The following is a 22,939-nucleotide window of genomic DNA, read 5'->3' on the forward strand; positions in this document are numbered from 1 at the left end:
GGGGCCGGGACCGCGGTGCACAGGGTGGCTACAGGCCGGGGATGCGGCCGTTGCGGAAGAGGTCGACGAAGATCTGGTGGTCGCGGCGGGCCCGGGAGCCGTAGCCGTGCGCGAAGTCCACCAGCAGCTCGGGGAAGCCCTCCTCGTCGGCGGCGATGGCCGCGTCGATCGCGCGCTCGGTGGAGAACGGCACGAGGGAGTGGCCGCTCTCGTCGTCCGCCGCCGCGTGCATCGCGGCCGTCGCCCGGCCCAGGTCGGCCACCACCGCCGTGATCTCCTCGATCTCGTCGATGTCCGACCAGTCCAGGTCGACGGCGTACGGCGAGACCTCGGCGACCAGCTGGCCGCTGCCGTCCAGCTCGGTCCAGCCGAGCCACGGGTCGGCGTGCGCCTGCAGGGCCCGCTGGGAGATCACCGTGCGGTGCCCCTCGTGGTGGAAGTAGCCGCGCACCTCGGGGTCGGTGATGTGCCGGGAGACCGCCGGGGTCTGCGCCTGCTTCATGTAGATGACGACGTCGTTCTCCAAGGCGTCGCTGTTGCCCTCCAGCAGGATGTTGTACGAGGGCAGGCCGGCGGAGCCGATGCCGATGCCGCGCCGCCCGACCACGTCCTTGACGCGGTAGGAGTCCGGGCGGGCCAGGCTGGACTCCGGCAGCGTCTCCAGATAGCCGTCGAACGCCGCGAGGACCTTGTAGCGCGTCGCCGCGTCCAGCTCGATGGCGCCGCCGCCGGGCGCGAAGCGCCGCTCGAAGTCACGGATCTCGGTCATGGAGTCCAGCAGCCCGAAGCGGGTGCGCGCACGGGCGTCGCGCAGCGCGTCCAGCAGCGGGCCCTGCGCGGTGTCCAGGGTGAAGGGCTGCACCTCGTCGTTCTTCGCGCCGGTGGCCAGCGCGTGGATGCGCTCCCGGTAGGCGGCGGCGTAGGTGCGCACCAGCGCGGTGATCTGTTCGTCACTGAGCGCCTTGGCGTACCCGATCAGCGCCACGGAGGCGGCGAAGCGCTTGAGGTCCCAGGTGAAGGGGCCGACGTACGCCTCGTCGAAGTCGTTGACGTTGAAGATCAGCCGGCCGGTGGAGTCCATGTACGTGCCGAAGTTCTCCGCGTGCAGATCGCCGTGGATCCACACCCGGCCGGTCCGGTCGTCCAGGTACGGGCCGGTGTCCTTGCCCGCCTCCAGGTCCTTGTAGAACAGGCAGGCGGTGCCGCGGTAGAAGGCGAAGGCGGAGGCGGCCATCTTGCGGAACTTCACGCGGAAGGCCGCGGGGTCGGCGGCGAGCAGCTCCCCGAAGGCGGTGTCGAAGACGGCGAGTATCTCCTCGCCGCGCCGGTCGGCGTCCTGGGCGGGGACGTGCTGGGTCGACATCGCTGGCTGCCTCCTGGGGCCCGTGCGGGGGCCATCTGTTTTCGGACGGATGTTCCGTGACTGACAACGCGCGAGGCTACCTGCGCGTGCCCGGGCAGGGCCTCGATTGTCGGTCCGGAGTCGTAGACTTCCAGACCGTCTCCCGTTCTTGTCACACGTCCGTCCGTCGCCCGACCACCGCCCCTGGCGGCGCAGGGCGCCACACTTCTCAGCCGGAGGTCTCCCGCCGTGGCCAAGCCGCCGTTCACGCACCTGCACGTTCACACCCAGTACTCGCTGCTGGACGGTGCCGCGCGGCTCTCGGACATGTTCAAGGCCGCCAAGGAGATGGGCATGACGCACGTCGCCATGTCCGACCACGGCAACCTGCACGGCGCGTATGACTTCTTCCACAGCGCGCAGAAGGCCGGAATCACCCCGATCATCGGGATCGAGGCATATGTCGCACCTGAGTCCCGGCGCCTGAAGCGCAAGGTCCAGTGGGGCCAGCCGCACCAGAAGCGCGACGACGTCTCCGGTTCGGGTGGTTACACCCACAAGACCATCTGGGCGGCGAACAAGACCGGCCTGCACAACCTCTTCAAGCTCTCCTCCGACGCGTACGCCGAGGGCTGGCTGCAGAAGTGGCCCCGGATGGACAAGGAGACCATCTCCCAGTGGTCCGAGGGCCTGGTCGCGTCCACCGGCTGCCCCTCCGGCGAACTGCAGACCCGGCTGCGCCTCGGGCAGTACGAGGAGGCCCGCAAGGCAGCGGGTGAGTACCAGGACATCTTCGGCAAGGACCGGTACTTCCTGGAGCTGATGGACCACGGCATCGAGATCGAGCGCCGGGTCCGCGACGACCTGCTGAAGATCGGCAAGGAGCTGGGGATCCCCCCGCTCGTCACGAACGACTCGCACTACACCTACGCGCACGAGGCGTCCGCGCACGACGCGCTGCTGTGCATCCAGACCGGCAAGAACCTCTCGGACCCGGACCGCTTCAAGTTCGACGGCACGGGCTACTACATGAAGTCCACGGAGGAGATGTACGCCATCGACTCCTCCGACGCCTGGCAGCAGGGCTGCGACAACACCCGGCTGATCGCCGACATGATCGACACCACCGGGATGTTCGAGAAGCGCGACCTGATGCCGAAGTTCGACATCCCGGAGGGCTACACCGAGGTCACCTGGTTCCAGGAGGAGGTCCGCCGGGGCATGGCGCGCCGCTTCCCCGGCGGCATCCCCGAGGACCGGCAGCGGCAGGCCGAGTACGAGATGGACATCATCATCCAGATGGGGTTCCCGGGGTACTTCCTGGTCGTCGCCGACTTCATCATGTGGGCGAAGAACAACGGCATCGCGGTGGGCCCGGGCCGAGGCTCCGCGGCCGGCTCGATCGTCGCGTACGCCATGGGCATCACCGACCTCGACCCCATCGAGCACGGGCTGATCTTCGAGCGGTTCCTCAACCCCGAGCGCGTCTCCATGCCCGATGTCGACATCGACTTCGACGAGCGCAGGCGCGTCGAGGTGATCCGGTACGTGACGGAGAAGTACGGCGCCGACAAGGTCGCCATGATCGGCACGTACGGCAAGATCAAGGCGAAGAACGCGATCAAGGACTCCGCCCGCGTCCTGGGCTACCCGTACGCGATGGGTGACCGGATCACCAAGGCGATGCCCGCCGACGTCCTCGGCAAGGGCATCGACCTGGACGGCATCACCAACCCGGAGCACCCGCGCTACAGCGAGGCCGGCGAGGTCCGCTCGATGTACGAGAACGAGCCGGACGTCAAGAAGGTCATCGACACCGCCAAGGGCGTGGAGGGCCTGGTCCGGCAGATGGGCGTGCACGCGGCCGGCGTGATCATGTCCAGCGAGCCGATCGTCGACCACGCCCCGCTCTGGACCCGGCACACCGACGGCGTGACCATCACGCAGTGGGACTACCCCCAGTGCGAGTCGCTCGGCCTGCTGAAGATGGACTTCCTGGGCCTGCGCAACCTCACCATCATGGACGACGCCCGCAAGATGGTGGAGGCCAACAAGGGCGTCAAGCTGGACCTCCTGGAGATCCCGCTCGACGACCCGAAGACCTACCAGCTGCTCTGCCGGGGTGACACGCTCGGCGTCTTCCAGTTCGACGGCGGCCCGATGCGTTCGCTGCTGCGCCAGATGCAGCCCGACAACTTCGAGGACATTTCCGCCGTCTCGGCCCTGTACCGGCCGGGCCCGATGGGCATGAACTCGCACATCAACTACGCGGAGCGGAAGAACGGCCGCCAGGAGATCACGCCGATCCACCCGGAGCTGGAGGAGCCGCTCAAGGAGGTCCTGGGCCTCACCTACGGCCTGATCGTCTACCAGGAGCAGGTCCAGAAGGCCGCCCAGATCGTCGCCGGGTACTCCCTCGGCGAGGCGGACGTCCTCCGCCGCGTGATGGGCAAGAAGAAGCCCGAGGAGCTGGAGAAGAACTTCGTCCTCTTCCAGGCCGGTGCCCGGAAGAACGGCTTCTCGGACGAGGCCATCCAGGCGCTGTGGGACGTGCTGGTCCCGTTCGCCGGCTACGCGTTCAACAAGGCGCACTCCTCCGCGTACGGCCTGGTCACCTACTGGACCGCGTACCTGAAGGCGAACTACCCCGCCGAGTACATGTCCGCGCTGCTCACCTCGGTCCGCGACGACAAGGACAAGTCCGCGGTCTACCTGAACGAGTGCCGCAAGATGGGCATCAAGGTGCTCCCGCCGAACGTCAACGAGTCCGAGGCGAACTTCGCGGCCCAGGGCGACGACGTGATCCTCTTCGGTCTCTCCGCGGTCCGCAACGTCGGCACGAACGTCGTCGAGGCGATCATCCGGGCCCGCAAGTCCAAGGGGAAGTTCTCCTCCTTCCCCGACTACCTCGACAAGGTCGAGGCGGTCGTCTGCAACAAGCGCACCACCGAATCGCTGATCAAGGCCGGTGCCTTCGACGAGATGGGCCACACCCGCAAGGGCCTGATGCAGCACTACGAGACGATGATCGACAACGTCGTCCAGGTGAAGCGCAAGGAGGCCGAGGGGCAGTTCGACCTCTTCGGCGGCATGGGTGACGACACCGACGACGGCGGGCCCGGCTTCGGCCTGGACGTGGAGTTCTCCGACGTCGAGTGGGACAAGACCTACCTGCTCGCGCAGGAGCGCGAGATGCTCGGTCTGTACGTCTCCGACCATCCGCTCTTCGGCCTGGAGCACGTCCTGTCCGACAAGGCGGACGCCGGTATCTCCCAGCTCACCGGCGGCGACTACTCCGACGGCTCGATCGTCACGATCGGCGGCATCATCTCGGGCCTGCAGCGCAAGATGACCAAGCAGGGCAACGCCTGGGCCATCGCCACCGTCGAGGACCTCGCGGGCTCCATCGACTGCATGTTCTTCCCGGCCACCTACCAGCTGGTCTCCACCCAGCTGGTCGAGGACGCGATCGTCTTCGTGAAGGGCCGGCTGGACAAGCGCGAGGACATCCCCCGGCTGGTCGCCATGGAGATGATGATCCCCGACCTCTCGGACGCCGGGACGAACGCCCCGCTGACGATCACCATCCCGACGCTCAAGGTCACCCCGCCGCTGGTCGAGAAGCTGGGCGACGTGCTGAACCAGCACCGTGGCAACACCGAGGTGCGGATCAAGCTGCAGGGCACCCGGAAGACGACCGTGCTGCGGCTGGACAAGCACCGGGTCACCGCCGACCCGGCGCTCTTCGGCGACCTGAAGGTGCTGCTCGGCGCCTCCTGCCTGGCGGGCTGAGCGGCCGGCGGACCGCATGCACGGAGGGGCGCGCCCGGGGTCTTCCCGGGCGCGCCCCTCATGCTGTTCCGGCGCGCTGCCGCCGTGGTGCCGCCGCGTCAGTTGTGGCCGAAGCGGCGCTCCCGGTGCTTGCGGGCGACGTCGCCCGGTGTCGCCTGGGCCGCCGACTTCGACTGCGCCTCCATCGACGACTGCTCCGCCTGCTGCTGTCCGCGCTCGGCCTGAGTGGCGGCCGTCTTCTGACTGCGGTCACGGTTCTTGTTCTTGGCCATGATCGTGCCTCCTGAAGGGGAATCCTGGGATCGGGGCCGAAGCCAGAGTTACACGCCGGGCAAAAGGCTGCATTCCGGGCAATTCTCTTGGGTGATCCGGAGTGTCGGGGGCGGGATCGGGCCGCGGCGGCGTAAAGCGCCACGCCGATGATCGAGTTCCGGCAGATAACCCCCGCCCGGTCGGGCAGACTCGAGGAAAGCCGAAGACACCTCAGCCAACAGGCCGAGCCGGGGGGCGACCGGACTGCAGGACCTTAAGGGAAGAGGGTGCAACGTGGATCGCTGCGTCGTCCTGGTGGACGCCGGGTACTTGCTCGGCGCCGCCGCGAGCCTGCTCGCCGGAGAGCCCGCCCGGTCCCGGATCACGGTCGACCACGCCGCCCTCATCCAGGCCCTGCGGGACCGCGCGGAGGCCGACACCGAACGGCAGCTGCTGCGCATCTACTGGTTCGACGGCGCCCCCGACCGGGTGCCGCAGCCCGAGCACCGCAGGCTGCGGGTGATGCCCCGGGTCACCGTACGGCTGGGCGCCCTCACCCGTACCGACGGCCGCTGGGCCCAGAAGGGCGTGGACGCGGCCATGCACGCCGAGCTGACCGAGCTGGCCCGCAACCGCGCCTGCTCCGACATCGTCCTGGTCACCGGCGACGGCGACCTGCTGCCCGGGCTGATGTCGGCCAAGGAGCACGGCGTCGCCGTGCACCTGTGGGCCGTCCAGGCCGCCGACGGCGACTACAACCAGTCCGAGGACCTGGTCGCCGAGGCCGACGAGCGCCGGGTACTGGACCGCGCCTGGATCACCCGGGCAGTCCGCGCCAAGGACATCAGCGGGGTCTGCACGCCCGCCTCCGTGCCGCGCACCGAGATCGCCGCCATCCTCTCCGCGCCGCTCCCGGAGTCCGCCGTCGCCGCTGCCGCCGCCGCGACGACGGCCCAGGACCCCGCCGACCGCCACGAACGCAACGGCACCACCCGCCCCGGCCCCGTCCCGCGCTCCGGCGCGCCCGACGGCACGGCGGCGGCAGCCCCGGCAGCTGCGGACGGCGCCTGCCCGGCGGACCGGGACGGGGAGAGCGCGGGGCCCGGGACGGCCGGCGGCAAGGGCGTGCCCACACCCAAGGACCTCGCGGGCCTCGGCAGGAACCATTCGACACCGCCCGCAGGACAGGCCGTGCCCGCCGCCGCGACCCTGCGCTGGTCCTCCGACAAGGGCTGGATGGAGCGGGCCGGCGGACCGGTCGGCGAGCCCCCGGAGACCGCCTCGCTGCCCACCCTCGCCCAGCTCACCAGCGCCGAACAGCGCTGGGCCGACCGCGAGGAGGACATCACCGCGGTCGGCGGCGACCCCTTCGAGGTCGGCCAGGTCTTCGCCCGCCGCTGGACCGAACGGCTCACCGACACGGCCCACCTCCAGCAGCTCTCCACGGAGTACCCGCGCATCCCGCACCGCATCGACGGCGAGCTGCTGCGCTACGCCGCCAGGTTCGGGCTGCTCGCCCACAAGGACGACCAGATCGACGAGCACGACCGGTACGCCATCCGGGCCGGGTTCTGGCGCGAGGTGGACCTGCGGACGGCCGCCGAGCACGCGCCGGCGGCCGACTGACCGCACCGCCCGCCGGCGCCCCGGGAGCCGCGGGCCCCGGGCGGGCGCGTACCCTCGTTCCTCGTGAGGACGGGCACGAATACGGGCACACCACGGGACGCCGGCGGCGGGACCGTGGTGGCCGTGCGGGATCTGGTCAAGACGTATCCCGCGGTGCGCGGGCGCCGCGGCGCCGCTGACCAGCCCGCCGTACGCGCCAGCGACGGCATCGCCCTGGACATCCGGCGCGGCGAGATCTTCGGCCTGCTGGGGCCCAACGGCGCCGGCAAGTCCACCCTGGTGCGCCAGCTCACCGGGCTGCTGCGGCCGGACTCCGGCAGCGTGACCGTGCTCGGCCACGACATCGTGCGCCACCCGGAGCGCGCCGCCCGGCTGCTGGGCTACCTCGGCCAGGAATCCACCGCACTGGACGAGATGACCGTCGCGCTGGCCGTGGAGACCACCGGGCGGCTGCGCGGGCTGGACACCGGCGCCGCGCGCCGCGAGCGGGACGCCGTCCTCGACGAGCTGGGCCTCACCGGCATCGCCGGCCGCCCGCTGAAGAAGCTGTCCGGCGGCCAGCGGCGGCTGGCCTGCTTCGCCACCGTGCTGGTGGGCGAGCGCCCGCTGCTGGTCCTGGACGAGCCGACCACCGGCATGGACCCCGTGGCGCGGCGCGCCGTGTGGTCCGCCGTGGACCGGCGGCGCGCCGAGCGCGGTGCCACCGTCCTGCTCGTCACCCACAACGTCATCGAGGCGGAGACCGTGCTGGACCGGGTCGCGGTGATCGACCGCGGCCGGGTCATCGCGTGCGACACGCCCGGCGGACTGAAGGAAATGGTGGGCGAGGAGGTGCGCGTGGAGCTGGTCTGGCGCGACAGCGCGCCCCTGGACGTGCCCGAGGTCGCCCGGCTCGGCGAGCAGGCGCGCAAGGGCGGCCGCCGCTGGACGCTGCGGCTGGCGCCGGACGAGGCGCGCGCCGCGGTGGCCGCGGTCACCGGCGGCCCCGCGTTCGCCGCACTGGACGATTTCACCCTCGCCACGCCCAGCCTGGAGGATGTCTACCTCGCGCTCGGCGGGCGGACCGAGGAAGGCTTGGTGAAGGCGTGAGGGCGGCCCGGCCGGAACGGAAGAGGAGCGGCGCGGCGTGACTGTGGTACCTGCGGACACGGTGACCGGCGAGCGGGCCGGCACCGGGGCCCCCGACGCACCGGCGGCCGAACTGGCGCCGCGGGCCCGGCTCCGGCCCGCGCTGGGCGCCATGTACCGGGCGCAGCTCTCCCGGGCCCGGGTGGCCCGCATCCCGCTGCTCTTCGTCGCCACCTTCCAGTCCGTCGGGATCATGGTCCTGATGCGCGGCGTGGCGGACGGCCCGGACGAGGCGCGTGCCGTGGTGGCCGGGTCCAGCGTGCTGGTCGTGGCCTTCGTGGCGCTGAACCTGCTCGCGCAGTACTTCGGCCAGCTGCGGGCCGGCGGCGGCCTGGACCATTACGCCACGCTGCCGGTCCCGCCGGCCGCCGTGGTGCTGGGCGCCGCGGCCGCCTACGCCTCCTTCACCGTGCCCGGTGCCGTGGTCACCGCGGTGGCCGGCAGCCTGCTCTTCCAGCTGCCGCTGGCCAACCTCTGGGTGCTGGTCGCCGTCATCCCGCTGTCCGGCGCCGCCCTGTCGGGCCTGGGCGCCGCGCTCGGGCTGCTCGCACCGCGCCAGGAGCTGGCCACGCTCCTCGGCCAGCTGGGCATGTCGGCGGCGCTGCTGCTCGGCGTGCTGCCGGCCGACCGGCTGCCCACCGTCATCGACTGGGCACGCGACCTGCTGCCGTCCACGTACGGCGTGGAGGCGCTCGCGCACAGCTTCGACGCGCACCCCGACTGGCTGCTGATCTGCGCCGACCTGGGCGTCTGCGCCGCGGTCGGGGTGCTCTCGCTGGCCGTGGCCACCTGGGCGTACCGCCGGGCGGCCGTACGGTGACCGGGCGGCGCGGGGCGACCGGCCCTGAGGAGCGTCCTGCCGCCGGTGAGGCGGCCGGGACCTGGCACGATGGCGGGGTGAGTGCACCGCTGACACCGCCCGACCGTCCGTCGAACCAGCAGCCGGGGGACGCCCGCGAACCGTGGGCCCGGCCCGCGACCGAGGAGGACCACGTGCCGACGCCCCCGCAGGAGTACGGCGGGTCAGGCGCCCGCCCCCTTGACGGGGACGGCGGCGCCGGCCTGCGCGGCGAGCTGCGCGAGGCCGTGCTGATCGTGCTGGTCACGACGGTGTGCGGGGCGCTGCTCGGCGTGCTGTGGGCATGGCTGGCGCCGCACGTCCCGCTGATCTCGGACGGCAAGGCGGTCTATCTGAAGAACCCCGAGGGCGAGGAGTCGATCGGCGCCGACGGCACGTTCATGCTGCTCGGCCTGGGGCTGGGCGTGCTGAGCGCCGCCGTGGTCTTCCTGTGGCGGCGGCGCGGCGGCGTGCCGCTGGTGGTGGCGCTGGTCCTCGGCGGCCTGCTGGCCTCGGTGCTCGCCTGGCGGCTCGGGATGCTGCTGGGCCCCGAGCAGGACGTGGTCGCGCAGGCCAAGGCGGCCGGCAAGGGCGTCGCCTTCGACGCGCCGCTGCGGCTGCAGGCCAAGGGCGCGCTGCTGGCCTGGCCCATCGGGGCCGCGCTGGCGAACCTCCTGCTGACCGGGATGTTCGGGCCGCGCGACCCCGAGCCGTTCGTACCGGACTGGCACGCGCCGCAGCCGCCGCGGGACTGAGGCCCCGGGCGGCCGGGCGCGGAACGGGCCGGGCGGCCGGCGCGCTTCCCGGCTAGGCCGGGCGGCGGCCGTGGTTGGCGCGGCCCTTCTTGATGCGCCACTTCCGCTTGCGGGTCTTCTTGGACACGAGGGACCTCCTCCGTGAGCGGTCCCTGGTGGTACTAGTCGGGGCCGCCCGTGCCGTAAAGGGGTCCCGTCGGTCAGGCCCGGCCGATCGGGGCGAACACCGCGCCGGTGAGCGCCGCCAGGTCCTTCGGGGACAGCTCGACCTCCAGGCCGCGGCGGCCCGCCGACACGCAGACCGTCGCCAGGGCCTCGGCGGAGGCGTCCACCACCGTGCGCAGCTTCTTGCGCTGGCCGAGCGGGGAGATGCCGCCGCGTACGTAGCCGGTGGTGCGCTCGGCGAGCGCGGGGTCGGCCATCGCGGCGCGCTTGCCGCCCACCGCAGCGGCCAGCGCCTTCAGGTCCAGCGAGCCGGAGACCGGGACGACGGCCACGGTGAGCGTGCCGTCCACGTCCGCCAGCAGGGTCTTGAACACCTGGTCGGGGGAGACGCCCAGCGCCTCGGCCGCCTCCTCGCCGTACGACGGCGCCGCCGGGTCGTGCTCGTAGGAGTGCGTGGTGAAGGCGACGCCGGCCTGCGTCAGGGCCACCGTCGCCGGGGTGCCGCCCTGCTTGCCGCCCTTGGACTTCTTCGCCAACGCTCCGTCCTCGCGTCAGTTCGGGTGGGTCTGCTGCCGGGTGAGGTCCACGGCCGGCAGCGACGGGAGCTTACCGATCACCGCGGTCTCCTGGCGCAGCATTTTCAGCTCCTGCGAGAGGCGCGCCGCGGTGCTGGGGGCCTCCAGGAGCTGCTGCTTGCGCGGCACGTCCAGGACGGTCGCCGCCGCCACCAGGTACGACAGGACGGCCGGGTCGTCCGGCAGCTCCTGGGAGCTGGTCACGGTGCGCTCGTTCGCCCACGCCAGCTTCTTCTGGTACGTCCGGAACGCGCGCTCCACACCGGCGGCCAGCGCCCCCGCGCCGTCCCCTTCGTCCTCCTCCAGCGGCTCGACCTCGCCGGTGAGGTAGGGGCCCGAGGCGTCGACCGAGAGCAGCCGGAAGCGGGTGGTGCCGGTGGTCAGCACCTCGAAGGCGGTGTTCTCGTCGCTGCCCTCGGGGGCCGGGCCCGCCGCGGTGCTCTTCTCCTGGATCGTCGCCGCGTCCGCGATGCAGCCGACGGGGTGGAAGGCGCGCATCGGGTCGTCGCCGAAGCCGGCCGCCGCGCCCTTGTCGGGCAGGGCGGTCGTGTCCGGCATGCCAGGGGCGGTCGGCGCGACCTCCCGGCCGTCGCGGATCGCGACGACCCCGAAGCGACGCTCGTCCTCCGGGAGGCCGAGCAGGTCCCGCATGAGCGCTCGGTACCGCGCTTCGAAGACGTTCAGCGGGAGCACGAGTCCCGGGAACAGCACCGAGTTCAGCGGGAAGAGCGGTAGGCGCACGGAGGTCACAGCCCGTAAGCCTAAATGGTCGGCGGCGTCCCGCGAGGGGCCGGGCGTCACAGGAGTGTTTCCCGGCCCCGCGCTTCACGAGCGCCGGAGCAGCCGCGAGGCACCGGCGGCGACCGTGGTGGCCAGCATCCAGCCCGCCAGGATCATGATCGCGGCGACCCACTGCGAGCCGCCCTCCGGCCGCCAGTAACTGTCCTGGTTCAGGTCGATGACCGGCAGAAGCAGGTCCAGCGAGTACAGGTACGGGTTCCACAGCGGGGTCTCGCCGGGCTTCAGCGCGTGCGGCGGGTTCTGCGAGAAGAAGACCGTGCCCACCGCCCACAGGACGGCCATCCAGACGGCGGCGCGGCCGGGCCGGTACCCGTAGGCCACCGTCCAGTCCTGCAGGTAGCCCCAGGCCTTCCCGGCGAGCGGCAGCGTCTCGCGGCGTCTGCGCTGCTTGGCGAGGAGGACCTCACGGGCGTCCGCGTCCTCACCGCTGCGCCGCAGGGCCGCGGCCAGCATCTCGTACGGCTCGGGCGCGTACTCCGGCGTGGCCGCCGCGACCCACTGCAGGCGCAGCGAGAGCGGGAAGTGGCCGCGGGGGATCAGCGTCTCGTAGGCGAAGCCGGCCATCCACAGGCCGCCGAGCCCCGGCCAGCTGGTCGACTTGTCGACAAGGTTGACCACTCTGGCGCCGGAGAGGATGACCCGGCCGCGCTGCGGGCGCTCGCCCAGGAACCGCAGCTCGGGCGTCTGTATCCGGCGCATGGACAGTTCCTGGTCGGACTCCAGGATGAAGCGGGCCTGGTCCAGGTCGACCGCGTCGCCGAAGCGGCCGTCGTCCAGCCGCATGCCGCCCTCGCACTCGAAGCGCTGCATACGGGTGCCGCGCGCCGGTGTGGCCGTGATGCCGTACGGGGGCGTGGCGCTGCCGGCGACCGCGCCGGAGAGGCCCGCCGCCGTGAGGTACAGCGTGCGCTCGACGGTGAGCTGCGGGGCGTTCAGCGCCCGACGGCCGTAGGGATTGCTCAGCCGGCTGCCGCGCAGGCTCAGCGACACGCCGATCGTGGCGCCGCGCAGCGTCAGCTCGCCGTAGGACTCCAGCATCTCGGCCTGGAGGTCCTGGGCCACGGTCAGGCCGTCGGCGGTGATGGACCGGCCACGCCGGTCCTTGTGCACCACGGCCTGGTTGAGCATGAGGTCCGTGCCGATGTGCGCGTCGGTGAGCCGGATGCCGTTCTGGACGACACAGCGCGGCAGGTGCAGGTCACCCTCGGTGTGCAGACGGGCGGCCTCCAGCCGCGGAATGGCGCAGTTGACCATCCGCAGCGTCGAGAAGCGGCTCTCCGGCAGCAGGATCTCGTTCTCGAAGCGGCAGTCGCGCAGCTCCACAAATGGCGTGATCGTGCCCCCCGCGACGTCGAGGGGACCGGTGATGTAGGCGCCGGTCAGCTTCAGGGCCGAGACCCGGCCGGGCTGCGCCGGCGGACCGTTCAGCAGCAGGAGCGCGACGACCCTGGCGCGAACCGTGCGCTCGGGACCCCACTCGTGGCGGCCGTGCGGATCGTTGCGCGCCGGGTCGTCGGTGCGCAGATCACACGTGCTGCCGTTGCGGAACGCCTGCCAGAGGCTCCATTCCGCCGAGGTCAGCTCCAGCTCGGGCGGCGCGTCGCCGTCGGTGGGGTCACTCACCGCGGCCTCCCCCTCTCGTTCCGGCCGCGCCGTCCGGGCGCCGCCGTCTCTCCGTGCGTACCGGGCGTCCCACCCGTACCGGCGCGGCCCCCTCGGCACCCCATTCCCACTGAGTGACCGGGTGAACGCCAGTGGTCAGAATCACCCCGGGGAGTGCGTATCACCGATTGATACGGGCGGCGGACACCGGCAGTGCGTCTGAGACACTGGAGGGGTGATCTCCCGAATCGATCTGCGCGGTGACGCCCTCCCCGAGGGCGGCGCACTGCGCGACCTGCTGCCCCGTGCCGAGTTCGACGTGGAAGCCGCCCTGGAGAAGGTGCGGCCCATCTGCGAGGACGTGCGCCATCGTGGCACGGCTGCGCTGATCGAGTACGCCCATCGGTTCGACCGGGTGGAGATCGAGCGGGTACGGGTGCCCGCCGAGGCACTGCGGACCGCGCTGGCCGAGCTGGACCCGGAGGTCCGGGCCGCGCTGGAGGAGTCCATCAAGCGGGCCCGCACCGTCCACCGTGAGCAGCGGCGTACGGACGTGACGACGAAGGTCGTGCCCGGCGGCACGGTCACCGAGCGGTGGGTGCCGGTCGAGCGCGTCGGTCTGTATGTGCCCGGTGGCCGCTCGGTCTACCCCTCGTCCGTGGTGATGAACGTCGTCCCGGCCCAGGAGGCCGGCGTCGAGTCCCTCGCCATCGCCTCGCCGCCGCAGGCCGAGTTCGGCGGCCTGCCGCACCCCACCATCCTGGCCACCTGCGCCCTGCTGGGCGTGGACGAGGTCTACGCGGCCGGCGGTGCCCAGGCCGTCGCGATGTTCGCGTACGGCACCGAGGACTGCCTGCCGGTGAACCTCGTCACGGGCCCCGGCAACATCTACGTCGCCGCCGCCAAGCGCCTGCTCAAGGGCCGCATCGGCATCGACTCCGAGGCCGGCCCCACCGAGATCGCCATCCTCGCTGACGACACCGCTGACCCGGCGCACGTGGCCGCCGACCTGATCAGCCAGGCCGAGCACGACCCGATGGCCGCCGCCGTCCTGGTCACCGCCTCCGAGGAGCTGGCCGAGAAGGTCGAGAAGGAGCTGGAGCCGCAGGTCCGCGCGACCCGGCACGTCGAGGACCGGATCATCCCGGCGCTGGCCGGCAGGCAGTCGGCGATCGTCCTGGTCGACGGCCTGGACGAGGGTCTGAAGGTGGTGGACGCCTACGGCGCCGAGCACCTGGAGATCCAGACCGCGGACGCCGCGGCGGTGGCCGCGCGGGTCCGCAACGCCGGCGCGATCTTCGTCGGCCCGTACGCGCCCGTCTCGCTCGGCGACTACTGCGCGGGCTCCAACCACGTCCTGCCCACCGGCGGCTGCGCGTGCCACTCCTCGGGGCTGTCCGTGCAGTCCTTCCTGCGCGGCATCCATGTCGTGGACTACACCCGCGACGCACTGGCCGAGGTCGCCCACCACGTGGTGACCCTCGCCGAGGCCGAGGACCTCCCGGCACACGGCGCGGCCATCAAGGCAAGGTTCGACTGGAAGGTCCCGCAGGGCAAGTGACCAGGATCGACGATCTCCCCATCCGGGACGAGCTGCGCGGCAAGTCCCCGTACGGCGCCCCCCAGCTGGACGTGCCGGTACGCCTGAACACCAACGAGAACCCCTACCCGCTCCCCGAGGCGCTCGTGCAGCGGATCGCCGAGCGGGTCACCGAGGCGGCCCGCGACCTCAACCGCTACCCGGACCGGGACGCGGTCGAGCTGCGCACGGAGCTGGCCCGGTACCTCTCCCGCACCGGTGGCCACGAGGTCACCAAGGACCAGGTCTGGGCGGCCAACGGCTCCAACGAGGTCATCCAGCAGCTGCTGCAGACCTTCGGCGGCCCGGGGCGCTGCGCCATCGGCTTCGAGCCCTCGTACTCCATGCACGGCCTGATCTCGCGCGGCACGGGCACGGAGTGGATCTCGGGCCCGCGCAACGACGACTTCACCATCGACGTCGAGGCGGCCAAGAAGGCCATCGCCGAGCGCAAGCCCGACGTGGTCTTCATCTGCTCGCCGAACAACCCGACCGGCACGGCGGTGGAAGCCGGGACGGTGCTGGCGCTGTACGAGGCGGCGCAGGCCGCCAAGCCCTCGCTGGTGGTGATCGACGAGGCGTACGGCGAGTTCAGCCACCGCCCCTCGCTGCTGCCGCTGATCGAGAACCGGCCGAACCTGGTCGTCTCCCGGACGATGTCCAAGGCGTTCGGCGCGGCCGGACTGCGCCTGGGCTACCTCGCCGCCGACCCGGCCGTGGTCGACGCCGTGCAGCTGGTGCGCCTGCCGTACCACCTCTCCTCGGTCACCCAGGCCACCGCGCTGGCGGCCCTGGAGCACACCGATACGCTGCTGAAGTACGTCGAGCAGCTGAAGACCGAGCGGGACCGCATCGTCGAGGAGCTGCGCGCGATCGGCTGTGAGGTCGTCGACTCCGACGCCAACTTCGTCCAGTTCGGCCGGTTCGACGACCAGCACGCCGCCTGGCAGGCCATCCTCGACCGGGGCGTCCTGGTCCGAGACAACGGAGTGCCGGGCTGGCTGCGGGTATCCGCCGGCACCCCGGCCGAGAACGACGCGTTCCTCGATGCGGTGCGCGCGATCATGAAGGAGACAGGCGCATGACTCGCGAGGGTCGCATTGGGCGCATTGAGCGCAAGACCAAGGAGACCTCCGTCCTCGTCGAGATCGACCTCGACGGCACCGGACAGGTCGACGTCTCGACCGGCGTGGGCTTCTACGACCACATGCTCGACCAGCTCGGCCGGCACGGACTCTTCGACCTCACCGTGAAGACCGACGGCGACCTGCACATCGACACCCACCACACCATCGAGGACACAGCCCTCGCGCTGGGCGCCGCCTTCAAGCAGGCCCTCGGCGACAAGGTGGGCATCTACCGCTTCGGCAACTGCACCGTCCCGCTGGACGAGTCGCTCGCCCAGGTCACCGTGGACCTCTCGGGCCGTCCCTACCTGGTCCACACCGAGCCCGAGAACATCGCGCCGATGATCGGCACCTACGACACGACGATGACCCGGCACATCCTGGAGTCCTTCGTCGCGCAGGCGCAGATCGCGCTGCACGTCCACGTGCCGTACGGGCGCAACGCCCACCACATCGTCGAGTGCCAGTTCAAGGCGCTGGCCCGGGCGCTGCGGTACGCCTCCGAGCGGGACCCGCGCGCGGCCGGCATCCTGCCCTCGACGAAGGGCGCGCTGTGAACGGCCTCTCCACGGTCTTCCTCCTCGTCGGCCTCTTCCTGCTCGGCGGGGTCTACTCCTTCTGGAAGCAGAAGCTGCCCAAGAGCGTGATCGTGCTGCTCGCCATCGGCTCGGTGCTGTGCCTGGCCGCCGGCATCGTGCGGCTGGAGGTATGGAATTGAGCACGCCTCGTAAGAAGGTCGTCGTCTTCGACTACGGCTTCGGCAACATCCGGTCGGCCGAGCGGGCGCTGGCCCACGTCGGCGCCGAGGTCGAGGTGACCCGCGACTACGACACCGCCATGAACGCCGACGGGCTGCTGGTCCCCGGCGTCGGCGCCTTCGCGGCCTGCATGAAGGGCCTGCGCGCTGCGCGCGGCGACTGGGTCGTGGGCCGCCGGCTGGCCGGCGGGCGCCCCGTCATGGGCATCTGCGTCGGCATGCAGATCCTCTTCGGCCGCGGCATCGAGCACGGCGAGGAGACCGAGGGCCTGGACGAGTGGCCCGGCACGGTCGGCCCGCTCAAGGCCGACATCGTGCCGCACATGGGCTGGAACACCGTCGACGCGCCGGAGGACTCGCAGCTCTTCGCGGGCCTGGACGCCGACGCGCGCTTCTACTTCGTGCACTCCTACGCCGTGCACGACTGGGAGCTGGAGACCACCAACCCCGGCATGCGGCCCCCCAAGGTCACCTGGGCCACGCACGGCGCGCCCTTCGTGGCCGCCGTGGAGAACGGCCCGCTCTGGGCCACCCAGTTCCACCCCGAGAAGTCCGGTGACGCGGGAGCGCAGCTCCTGACCAACTGGATCGAGTCCCTGTGAGCCCCGAGAGTTCTGTGAGTCCTGTGAGTTCCGTGAACAAGCTCGAACTGCTGCCCGCCGTCGACGTCCGGGACGGCCAGGCCGTCCGCCTGGTGCACGGCGAGTCCGGCTCCGAGACCTCCTACGGCGACCCGCTGCAGGCCGCGCTGGCCTGGCAGCAGGCGGGTGCCGAGTGGCTGCACCTGGTCGACCTGGACGCCGCATTCGGCACCGGCGACAACCGCGCGCAGATCGCCGAGGTCGCCCGCTCCATGGACATCAAGGTCGAGCTCTCCGGCGGCATCCGCGACGACGACTCGCTGGCCGCGGCGCTCGCCACCGGCTGCGAGCGGGTCAACATCGGCACCGCGGCGCTGGAGAACCCCGAGTGGGTCGCCAAGATCATCGCCGAGCACGGTGACAAGATCGCGGTGGGCCTGGACGTCCGCGGCACGACGCTGCGCGGCCGCGGCTGGACCCGCGACGGCGGCGACCTCTACGAGACGCTGGCCCGGCTGGACTCCGAGGGCTGCGCCCGGTACGTCGTCACCGACATCAACAAGGACGGCACCCTCCAGGGTCCCAACCTGGAGCTGCTGAAGAACGTCTGCGCCGCCACCGACCGGCCCGTCGTGGCCTCCGGCGGCGTCTCCTCCCTGGACGACCTGCGGGCCATCGCCACGCTGGTGCCGGAGGGTGTGGAGGGCGCCATCGTCGGAAAGGCCCTGTACGCCAAGGCGTTCACCCTGGAAGAGGCCCTGGAGGCCACTCGCTGACGGAGGCAGTGCGATGAGCGGTGTACGGCGTGTACCTGGTGAGGGCCCCTGGGAAGAGGCCTTCGGCGCGGCACGCGCCGTCGCCGCCGGGGACCTGGTGCTGGTCTCCGGTACAACCCCGTTCGACGGCACGGTGCTGTACGGCGAGGGCGACCCGTACGAACAGACACGGGTGGCCTTCACCCGTGCCGTCGACGCCCTCGCGGAGTTCGGCCTCGGCGCCGGCTCCGTCGTCCGCACCCGTCTCTTCCTCGCCCACACCCGCGACATCGACGAGGCGGCGCGGGCCCACCAGGAGCTGTTCGGCGCGATCCGGCCCGCCACCACCGTCGTGGTGGTCTCGGGCTTCGTCGACCCGCGCATCCTGGTCCAAGTAGAACTCGAAGCCTGCAAGGCACCCAGCGAAGGAGCCCGACCCACATGACCCTGGCGGTCCGAGTCATCCCCTGCCTGGACGTGGACAACGGCCGGGTCGTCAAGGGCGTGAACTTCCAGAACCTCCGCGACGCCGGCGACCCCGTCGAGATGGCCAAGATCTACGGCGAGGAGGGCGCCGACGAGCTGACCTTCCTCGACATCACCGCCTCCTCCGGCAACCGCGAGACGACGTACGACGTGGTCCGCCGCACCGCCGAGCAGGTCTTCATCCCGCTCACCGTCGGCGGCGGCGTGCGCACCCCCGAGGACGTCGACAAGCTGCTGCGCGCGGGCGCCGACAAGGTCGGCGTCAACACCGCGGCGATCGCCCGCCCCGAGCTGATCCGCGAGATCGCCGAACGCTTCGGCCGCCAGGTCCTGGTCCTCTCCGTCGACGCCCGCCGCACCCCCGAGGGCACCACCACCCCCTCCGGCTACGAGGTCACCACGCACGGCGGCCGCCGCGGCACCGGCATCGACGCGGTCGAGTGGGCGCACCGCGCCGCCGACCTCGGCGCCGGCGAGATCCTCCTCAACTCCATGGACGCCGACGGCACCAAGGACGGCTACGACACCGAGATGATCGCCGCCGTCCGCAAGCACGTCACCATCCCGGTGATCGCCTCCGGCGGCGCGGGCAGGCTCACCGACTTCCCCCCGGCCATCGAAGCGGGCGCCGACGCGGTCCTCGCCGCCTCCGTCTTCCACTTCGGCGACCTCCGCATCAACGAGGTCAAGCACACCCTCCGCGAGGCGGGCCACCCGGTCCGCTGAACCGCCGGTACCTCCTGGCCGGTCGCCCCGCCCCCTCGTAGGCTCGCCGCATGAGCCGAGTCAATGACGTGGGCGGGCAGGCCGGGTTCGGGGCGCTGGAGATCGAGGCGGGGGAGCCGGCGTTTCACGCCGACTGGGAGGCGCGGGTGTTCGCGCTGAACACGGCGCTGGTGCGGAGCGGGGTCTACACGCTGGACGAGTTCCGGGACGCGGTGGAGCGGATGGCGCCCGCCGAGTACCTGGCGGCTTCGTACTACGAGCGGTGGCTGCACGCCATCGAGACGCTGGTCGCCGAGCGGAAGGTGCTCGGCGATGAGTGAGTACGCGGCGGGGCAGCGGGTGCGGGTGCGGGCGGTCGATCCCGACGGGCACACCCGGGCGCCGCGGTACGTGCGCGGGCACACCGGCCGTGTCGTGGAGGCGCAGGGCCGCTGGCCGCTGGCCGACGAGCGGGCCGCTGGGCTCGCCGAGCCGCGCGTGGAGACCGTCTACACCGTCGCCTTCGCGGCCCGTGACCTGTGGGGCGCCGGCACGCACGAGGTGACGGTGGACCTGTGGCAGTCGTATCTGGAACCGGCGGAGGAGCGGGCGTGAGCGGGGAACATGCGAGCAGCACGGTGGCGGTGCGGGTCCGGCGCCTGGAGGAGCGGCTGATCGCGGCCGGCGTGGTCGGGGACGACCAGCTGGACGCGATCCTGACCGGCGTGCTGAACGGGGCCTCGCCGGTCAACGGGGCGCGGATCGTGGCGCGGGCCTGGACCGATCCGGGGTTCAGGGAGCGGCTGCTGGCGGATGCCAATGCCGCGCTGCCCGAGGTCGGGCTGTCGATGGCCGGCGGCATCCAGGAGCAGCGGCTGAAGGTCGTGGAGAACACCGCGGAGCATCACAACGTCCTGGTGTGCACGCTGTGTTCGTGCTACCCGATCGGGCTGCTGGGGCCCTCGCCGTCCTGGTACAAGAGCGAGGCGTACCGGTCCCGGGTGGTGCGCGACCCGCGGTCGGTGCTCCAGGAATTCGGGCTGACGCTCGGCGACGACGTACGCATCACCGTGTGGGACTCCAGCGCGGAGAGCCGGTACATGGTGCTGCCGCGGCGGCCCGAGGGCACGGACGGGCTGGACGAGGAGGCACTCGCCCGGCTGGTCACCCGGGAGGGTCTCATCGGGACCGCCGCGGTCTGAGCACCGGCGCCGGGGCACCGGCTCCGGAGGGGCAGGCCACCGCACGGCCCGGCCCCGCGAGGGAGGCGGGCGCCGCACGTGCCCACCGCCTCGGAGGCGCCGCGGCTGCGGAGCGTCGGTTGCCGCCGCGGCGCCGGTCCGTCGGGTCCGGTCTCCCGGAGGCCGGGGAGACCGGACCCGGGCCTGTCACCGCTTGCGTGCCGCCCGCACGAACTCGCGGTTCATCTTCGTGATGCTGAACAGCGGGATGCCCTTCGGGCAGGCCGTCGCGCACTCCCCGGTGTTCGTGCAGCCGCCGAAACCCTCGTCGTCCATCTGCCCGACCATGTCCAGCACCCGCGACTCGCGCTCCGGGGCGCCCTGCGGCAGGGAGTTGAGGTGGACGACCTTGGCGGAGGTGAAGAGCATCGCCGAGCCGTTCGGGCAGGCCGCGACGCACGCGCCGCAGCCGATGCACTCGGCGTGCTCGAAGGCGGTGTCGGCGGCCGGCTTCGGGACGGGCGTGGCGTGCGCCTCGGGCGCGCTGCCGGTCGGCGCCGTGATGTAGCCGCCGGAGCCGATGATCCGGTCGAACGCCGAGCGGTCCACGACCAGGTCCTTGACGACGGGGAACGCCGAGGCGCGCCACGGCTCGATGTCGATCGTGTCGCCGTCGTCGAAGTGCCGCATGTGCAGCTGGCAGGTGGTGGTCCGCTCCGGCCCGTGCGCCTGGCCGTTGATGACCATGCCGCACGCGCCGCAGATCCCCTCGCGGCAGTCGTGGTCGAAGGCGACCGGCTCCTCACCGCGCAGGATCAGCTCTTCGTTGAGGGTGTCGAGCATCTCGAGGAAGGACATCTCGGGGGAGATGTCCCGCACGTCGTACTCGGTCATGCGGCCCGCGTCGTCGGGGCCGGACTGGCGCCAGATGCGCAGGGTGAGGTTCACGCGTAGCTCCGCTGGGTGGGGTGGACGTACTCGAAGTCGAGCTGCTCCTTGTGGAGCACGGGCGCCTCGCCGGTACCGGTGAACTCCCAGGCCGCGGCGTAGGAGAACTCCTCGTCCCGGCGCTCGGCCTCGCCGCCCCCGGTCTGGCTCTCCTCGCGGAAGTGGCCGCCGCAGGACTCGGACCTGTGCAGCGCGTCCAGGCACATCAGCTCGGCGAGCTCGAAGTAGTCGGCGATCCGGTTGGCCTTCTCCAGCGACTGGTTGAGGTCCTGGCCGGAGCCCGGCACCTTGATCCGGCGCCAGAACTCCTCGCGGAGTTCGGGGATGCGGTCCAGCGCCTTGCGCAGCCCGGCCTCGGTACGGGCCATGCCGCACTCCTCCCACAGCAGCTCGCCCAGCTCCCGGTGGAAGGAGTCCGGGGTGCGGTCGCCGTTGTTGGAGAGCAGCCGGTAGAGCCGGTCGGTGACCGAGGTGACGGCCTCGGTGACCGCCGGGTGGTCGTGCGGTACCTCGTCGTGGGGGTGGCGGGCGAGGTAGTCGTTGATGGTGGCCGGCAGCACGAAGTAGCCGTCGGAGAGGCCCTGCATCAGCGCCGAGGCGCCGAGGCGGTTCGCGCCGTGGTCGGAGAAGTTGGCCTCGCCGATGGCGAAGAGGCCCGGCACGGTGGTCTGCAGGTCGTAGTCGACCCAGAGGCCGCCCATCGTGTAGTGGATCGCGGGGTAGATCCGCATCGGCACCTCGTACGGATCCTCGTCGGTGATCCGCTGGTACATGTCGAAGAGGTTGCCGTACTTGGCCTCGACGGCCTTGCGGCCCATCCGCCGGATGGCGTCCGCGAAGTCCAGGTAGACGCCCTGGCCGCCGGGGCCCACGCCGCGGCCCTCGTCGCAGACGTTCTTCGCGGCGCGGGAGGCGATGTCACGGGGGACGAGGTTGCCGAAGGCGGGGTAGATGCGCTCCAGGTAGTAGTCGCGCTCGTCCTCGGGGATCTCGTTCGGCGGCCGGTCGTCACCCTTGGCCTTGGGCACCCAGATGCGGCCGTCGTTGCGCAGCGACTCGCTCATCAGCGTCAGCTTGGACTGGTGGTCGCCGGAGCGCGGGATGCAGGTGGGGTGGATCTGGGTGAAGCAGGGGTTGGCGAAGTACGCGCCGCGCCGGTGCGCCCGCCAGATCGCCGTGGCGTTGGAGTTCTTGGCGTTCGTCGAGAGGTAGAAGACGTTGCCGTAGCCGCCGCTCGCCAGCACCACCGCGTCCGCGAAGTAGGTGTCGATCCGGCCGGTGAGCAGGTCGCGCGCGACGATGCCGCGGGCCCGCCCGTCGACCACGATCAGGTCCAGCATCTCGGTGCGCGGGTGCATCTCCACCGTCCCGGCCGCGATCTGCCGGGACAGCGCCTGGTACGCGCCGAGCAGCAGCTGCTGGCCCGTCTGGCCGCGGGCGTAGAAGGTGCGGGAGACCTGGACGCCACCGAAGGAGCGGGTGTCGAGCAGGCCGCCGTACTCGCGGGCGAAGGGCACGCCCTGGGCCACGCACTGGTCGATGATCTCCACGGAGATCTGCGCGAGCCGGTGCACGTTGGACTCGCGTGCCCGGAAGTCGCCGCCCTTGACCGTGTCGTAGAAGAGGCGGTGGATGGAGTCGCCGTCGTTGCGGTAGTTCTTGGCCGCGTTGATGCCGCCCTGCGCGGCGATGGAGTGGGCCCGGCGCGGCGAGTCCTGGTAGCAGAACTGCACGACGTGGTAGCCCTGTTCGGCCAGGGTGGCGCCGGCCGCGCCGCCGGCCAGCCCGGTGCCGACGACGATGACGGTGTGCTTGCGCCGGTTGGCGGGGTTGACCAGCTTCGCCTCGAAGCGGCGGCGGTCCCAGCGCTCGTTGATCGGGCCTTCGGGGGCCTTGGTGTCGACGACGGGCTCGCCGACCGCGTAGTCCGTGTACGTGCTCATC

At 71.7% G+C, this 22,939-nt stretch carries 23 protein-coding genes; 16 read left to right on the forward strand and 7 right to left on the reverse strand.

Annotation, left to right across the window (positions count from 1 at the left end):
* Window positions 1-28: 28 nt before the first annotated feature.
* Window positions 29-1,363: a DUF2252 domain-containing protein gene (locus tag C3486_RS16070; RefSeq protein WP_103833394.1), complete on the reverse strand. Its 1,335-nt coding sequence runs from the start codon at window positions 1,361-1,363 to the stop codon at window positions 29-31.
* Between the two features lie 228 nt (window positions 1,364-1,591).
* On the opposite strand from C3486_RS16070, the gene dnaE reads away from it, so the two are divergent.
* Window positions 1,592-5,134 (forward strand): DNA polymerase III subunit alpha, encoded by a 3,543-nt coding sequence (gene dnaE, locus C3486_RS16075; RefSeq protein ID WP_103833395.1) that lies wholly within the window; start codon window positions 1,592-1,594, stop codon window positions 5,132-5,134.
* Window positions 5,135-5,232: 98 nt separating this feature from the next.
* Here the strand turns inward: dnaE and C3486_RS37285 are convergent, their stop codons facing one another.
* Complete coding sequence (locus C3486_RS37285) at window positions 5,233-5,406, reverse strand: hypothetical protein (protein ID WP_181138570.1); 174 nt, start codon at window positions 5,404-5,406, stop codon at window positions 5,233-5,235.
* Between the two features lie 274 nt (window positions 5,407-5,680).
* Between C3486_RS37285 and C3486_RS16080 the strand changes: the two genes are divergently transcribed.
* The 4 genes from C3486_RS16080 to C3486_RS16095 all read left to right on the forward strand — a co-directional run bounded on the left by C3486_RS16080 (window position 5,681) and on the right by C3486_RS16095 (window position 9,733).
* The gene (locus tag C3486_RS16080; RefSeq protein ID WP_103833396.1) at window positions 5,681-7,012 is read left to right on the forward strand and encodes an NYN domain-containing protein; all 1,332 of its coding nucleotides are present in this window, start codon (window positions 5,681-5,683) and stop codon (window positions 7,010-7,012) included.
* A gap of 114 nt (window positions 7,013-7,126) precedes the next feature.
* Window positions 7,127-8,101, forward strand: a complete 975-nt coding sequence (locus tag C3486_RS16085; RefSeq protein ID WP_258052811.1) for an ABC transporter ATP-binding protein — start codon at window positions 7,127-7,129, stop codon at window positions 8,099-8,101.
* A 151-nt stretch (window positions 8,102-8,252) separates the two neighbouring features.
* Window positions 8,253-8,960 (forward strand): ABC transporter permease, encoded by a 708-nt coding sequence (locus tag C3486_RS16090; RefSeq protein ID WP_103833430.1) that lies wholly within the window; start codon window positions 8,253-8,255, stop codon window positions 8,958-8,960.
* 77 nt (window positions 8,961-9,037) lie between these two features.
* On the forward strand, window positions 9,038-9,733 hold the full coding sequence (locus C3486_RS16095; RefSeq protein ID WP_103833398.1) for a DUF2567 domain-containing protein: 696 nt from the start codon (window positions 9,038-9,040) through the stop codon (window positions 9,731-9,733).
* A gap of 200 nt (window positions 9,734-9,933) precedes the next feature.
* On the opposite strand, the gene ybaK is transcribed toward C3486_RS16095, so the two are convergent.
* From ybaK to C3486_RS16110, 3 genes are all read right to left on the reverse strand, one after another.
* A complete protein-coding gene (gene ybaK, locus C3486_RS16100) occupies window positions 9,934-10,434 on the reverse strand; it encodes a Cys-tRNA(Pro) deacylase (protein ID WP_103833399.1) in 501 nt (166 codons plus the stop codon).
* Between the two features lie 15 nt (window positions 10,435-10,449).
* Window positions 10,450-11,223, reverse strand: a complete 774-nt coding sequence (locus C3486_RS16105) for an LON peptidase substrate-binding domain-containing protein (protein ID WP_103833400.1) — start codon at window positions 11,221-11,223, stop codon at window positions 10,450-10,452.
* A 75-nt stretch (window positions 11,224-11,298) separates the two neighbouring features.
* A complete protein-coding gene (locus C3486_RS16110; protein WP_103833401.1) occupies window positions 11,299-12,897 on the reverse strand; it encodes an oxidoreductase in 1,599 nt (532 codons plus the stop codon).
* A gap of 214 nt (window positions 12,898-13,111) precedes the next feature.
* On the opposite strand from C3486_RS16110, the gene hisD reads away from it, so the two are divergent.
* From hisD to C3486_RS16160, 11 genes are read left to right on the forward strand one after another with little or no spacing between them, the layout of a single operon-like run.
* Window positions 13,112-14,437, forward strand: a complete 1,326-nt coding sequence (hisD, locus tag C3486_RS16115; protein WP_103833402.1) for a histidinol dehydrogenase — start codon at window positions 13,112-13,114, stop codon at window positions 14,435-14,437.
* On the forward strand, window positions 14,434-15,540 hold the full coding sequence (locus tag C3486_RS16120; protein WP_103833403.1) for a histidinol-phosphate transaminase: 1,107 nt from the start codon (window positions 14,434-14,436) through the stop codon (window positions 15,538-15,540). The genes hisD and C3486_RS16120 overlap by 4 nt, the downstream gene beginning before the upstream one ends.
* A complete protein-coding gene (hisB, locus tag C3486_RS16125; protein WP_103833404.1) occupies window positions 15,537-16,139 on the forward strand; it encodes an imidazoleglycerol-phosphate dehydratase HisB in 603 nt (200 codons plus the stop codon). The genes C3486_RS16120 and hisB overlap by 4 nt, the downstream gene beginning before the upstream one ends.
* Window positions 16,136-16,300 (forward strand): hypothetical protein, encoded by a 165-nt coding sequence (locus C3486_RS37290; protein ID WP_181138571.1) that lies wholly within the window; start codon window positions 16,136-16,138, stop codon window positions 16,298-16,300. The genes hisB and C3486_RS37290 overlap by 4 nt, the downstream gene beginning before the upstream one ends.
* Complete coding sequence (gene hisH, locus C3486_RS16130; RefSeq protein ID WP_103833405.1) at window positions 16,291-16,941, forward strand: imidazole glycerol phosphate synthase subunit HisH; 651 nt, start codon at window positions 16,291-16,293, stop codon at window positions 16,939-16,941. Before C3486_RS37290 ends, hisH begins: the two co-directional genes overlap by 10 nt.
* A 32-nt stretch (window positions 16,942-16,973) precedes the next feature.
* A complete protein-coding gene (gene priA, locus C3486_RS16135; protein ID WP_103833431.1) occupies window positions 16,974-17,696 on the forward strand; it encodes a bifunctional 1-(5-phosphoribosyl)-5-((5-phosphoribosylamino)methylideneamino)imidazole-4-carboxamide isomerase/phosphoribosylanthranilate isomerase PriA in 723 nt (240 codons plus the stop codon).
* A 13-nt stretch (window positions 17,697-17,709) separates the two neighbouring features.
* Window positions 17,710-18,120, forward strand: a complete 411-nt coding sequence (locus C3486_RS16140; RefSeq protein ID WP_103833406.1) for a Rid family hydrolase — start codon at window positions 17,710-17,712, stop codon at window positions 18,118-18,120.
* A complete protein-coding gene (gene hisF / locus C3486_RS16145) occupies window positions 18,117-18,887 on the forward strand; it encodes an imidazole glycerol phosphate synthase subunit HisF (protein WP_103833407.1) in 771 nt (256 codons plus the stop codon). Before C3486_RS16140 ends, hisF begins: the two co-directional genes overlap by 4 nt.
* Before the next feature lie 50 nt (window positions 18,888-18,937).
* On the forward strand, window positions 18,938-19,207 hold the full coding sequence (locus C3486_RS38775; RefSeq protein WP_103833408.1) for an SH3-like domain-containing protein: 270 nt from the start codon (window positions 18,938-18,940) through the stop codon (window positions 19,205-19,207).
* Window positions 19,200-19,481 carry an SH3-like domain-containing protein gene (locus C3486_RS38780; protein ID WP_103833409.1) on the forward strand — a complete coding sequence of 94 codons (282 nt, stop codon included), beginning with the start codon at window positions 19,200-19,202 and terminating at the stop codon, window positions 19,479-19,481. The genes C3486_RS38775 and C3486_RS38780 overlap by 8 nt, the downstream gene beginning before the upstream one ends.
* Complete coding sequence (locus tag C3486_RS16160; protein WP_103833410.1) at window positions 19,478-20,068, forward strand: nitrile hydratase subunit alpha; 591 nt, start codon at window positions 19,478-19,480, stop codon at window positions 20,066-20,068. Before C3486_RS38780 ends, C3486_RS16160 begins: the two co-directional genes overlap by 4 nt.
* 186 nt (window positions 20,069-20,254) lie before the next feature.
* On the opposite strand, the gene C3486_RS16165 is transcribed toward C3486_RS16160, so the two are convergent.
* Both C3486_RS16165 and C3486_RS16170 read right to left on the reverse strand, forming a co-directional pair.
* On the reverse strand, window positions 20,255-20,995 hold the full coding sequence (locus C3486_RS16165; protein ID WP_103833411.1) for a succinate dehydrogenase/fumarate reductase iron-sulfur subunit: 741 nt from the start codon (window positions 20,993-20,995) through the stop codon (window positions 20,255-20,257).
* Complete coding sequence (locus C3486_RS16170) at window positions 20,992-22,938, reverse strand: fumarate reductase/succinate dehydrogenase flavoprotein subunit (protein WP_103833412.1); 1,947 nt, start codon at window positions 22,936-22,938, stop codon at window positions 20,992-20,994. Before C3486_RS16170 ends, C3486_RS16165 begins: the two co-directional genes overlap by 4 nt.
* Between the last annotated feature and the right edge of the window lies 1 nt (window position 22,939).

This window comes from Streptomyces sp. Ru73 (genome assembly GCF_002920575.1).
In the GTDB taxonomy this organism is placed as follows: Bacteria; Actinomycetota; Actinomycetes; order Streptomycetales; family Streptomycetaceae; genus Streptomyces.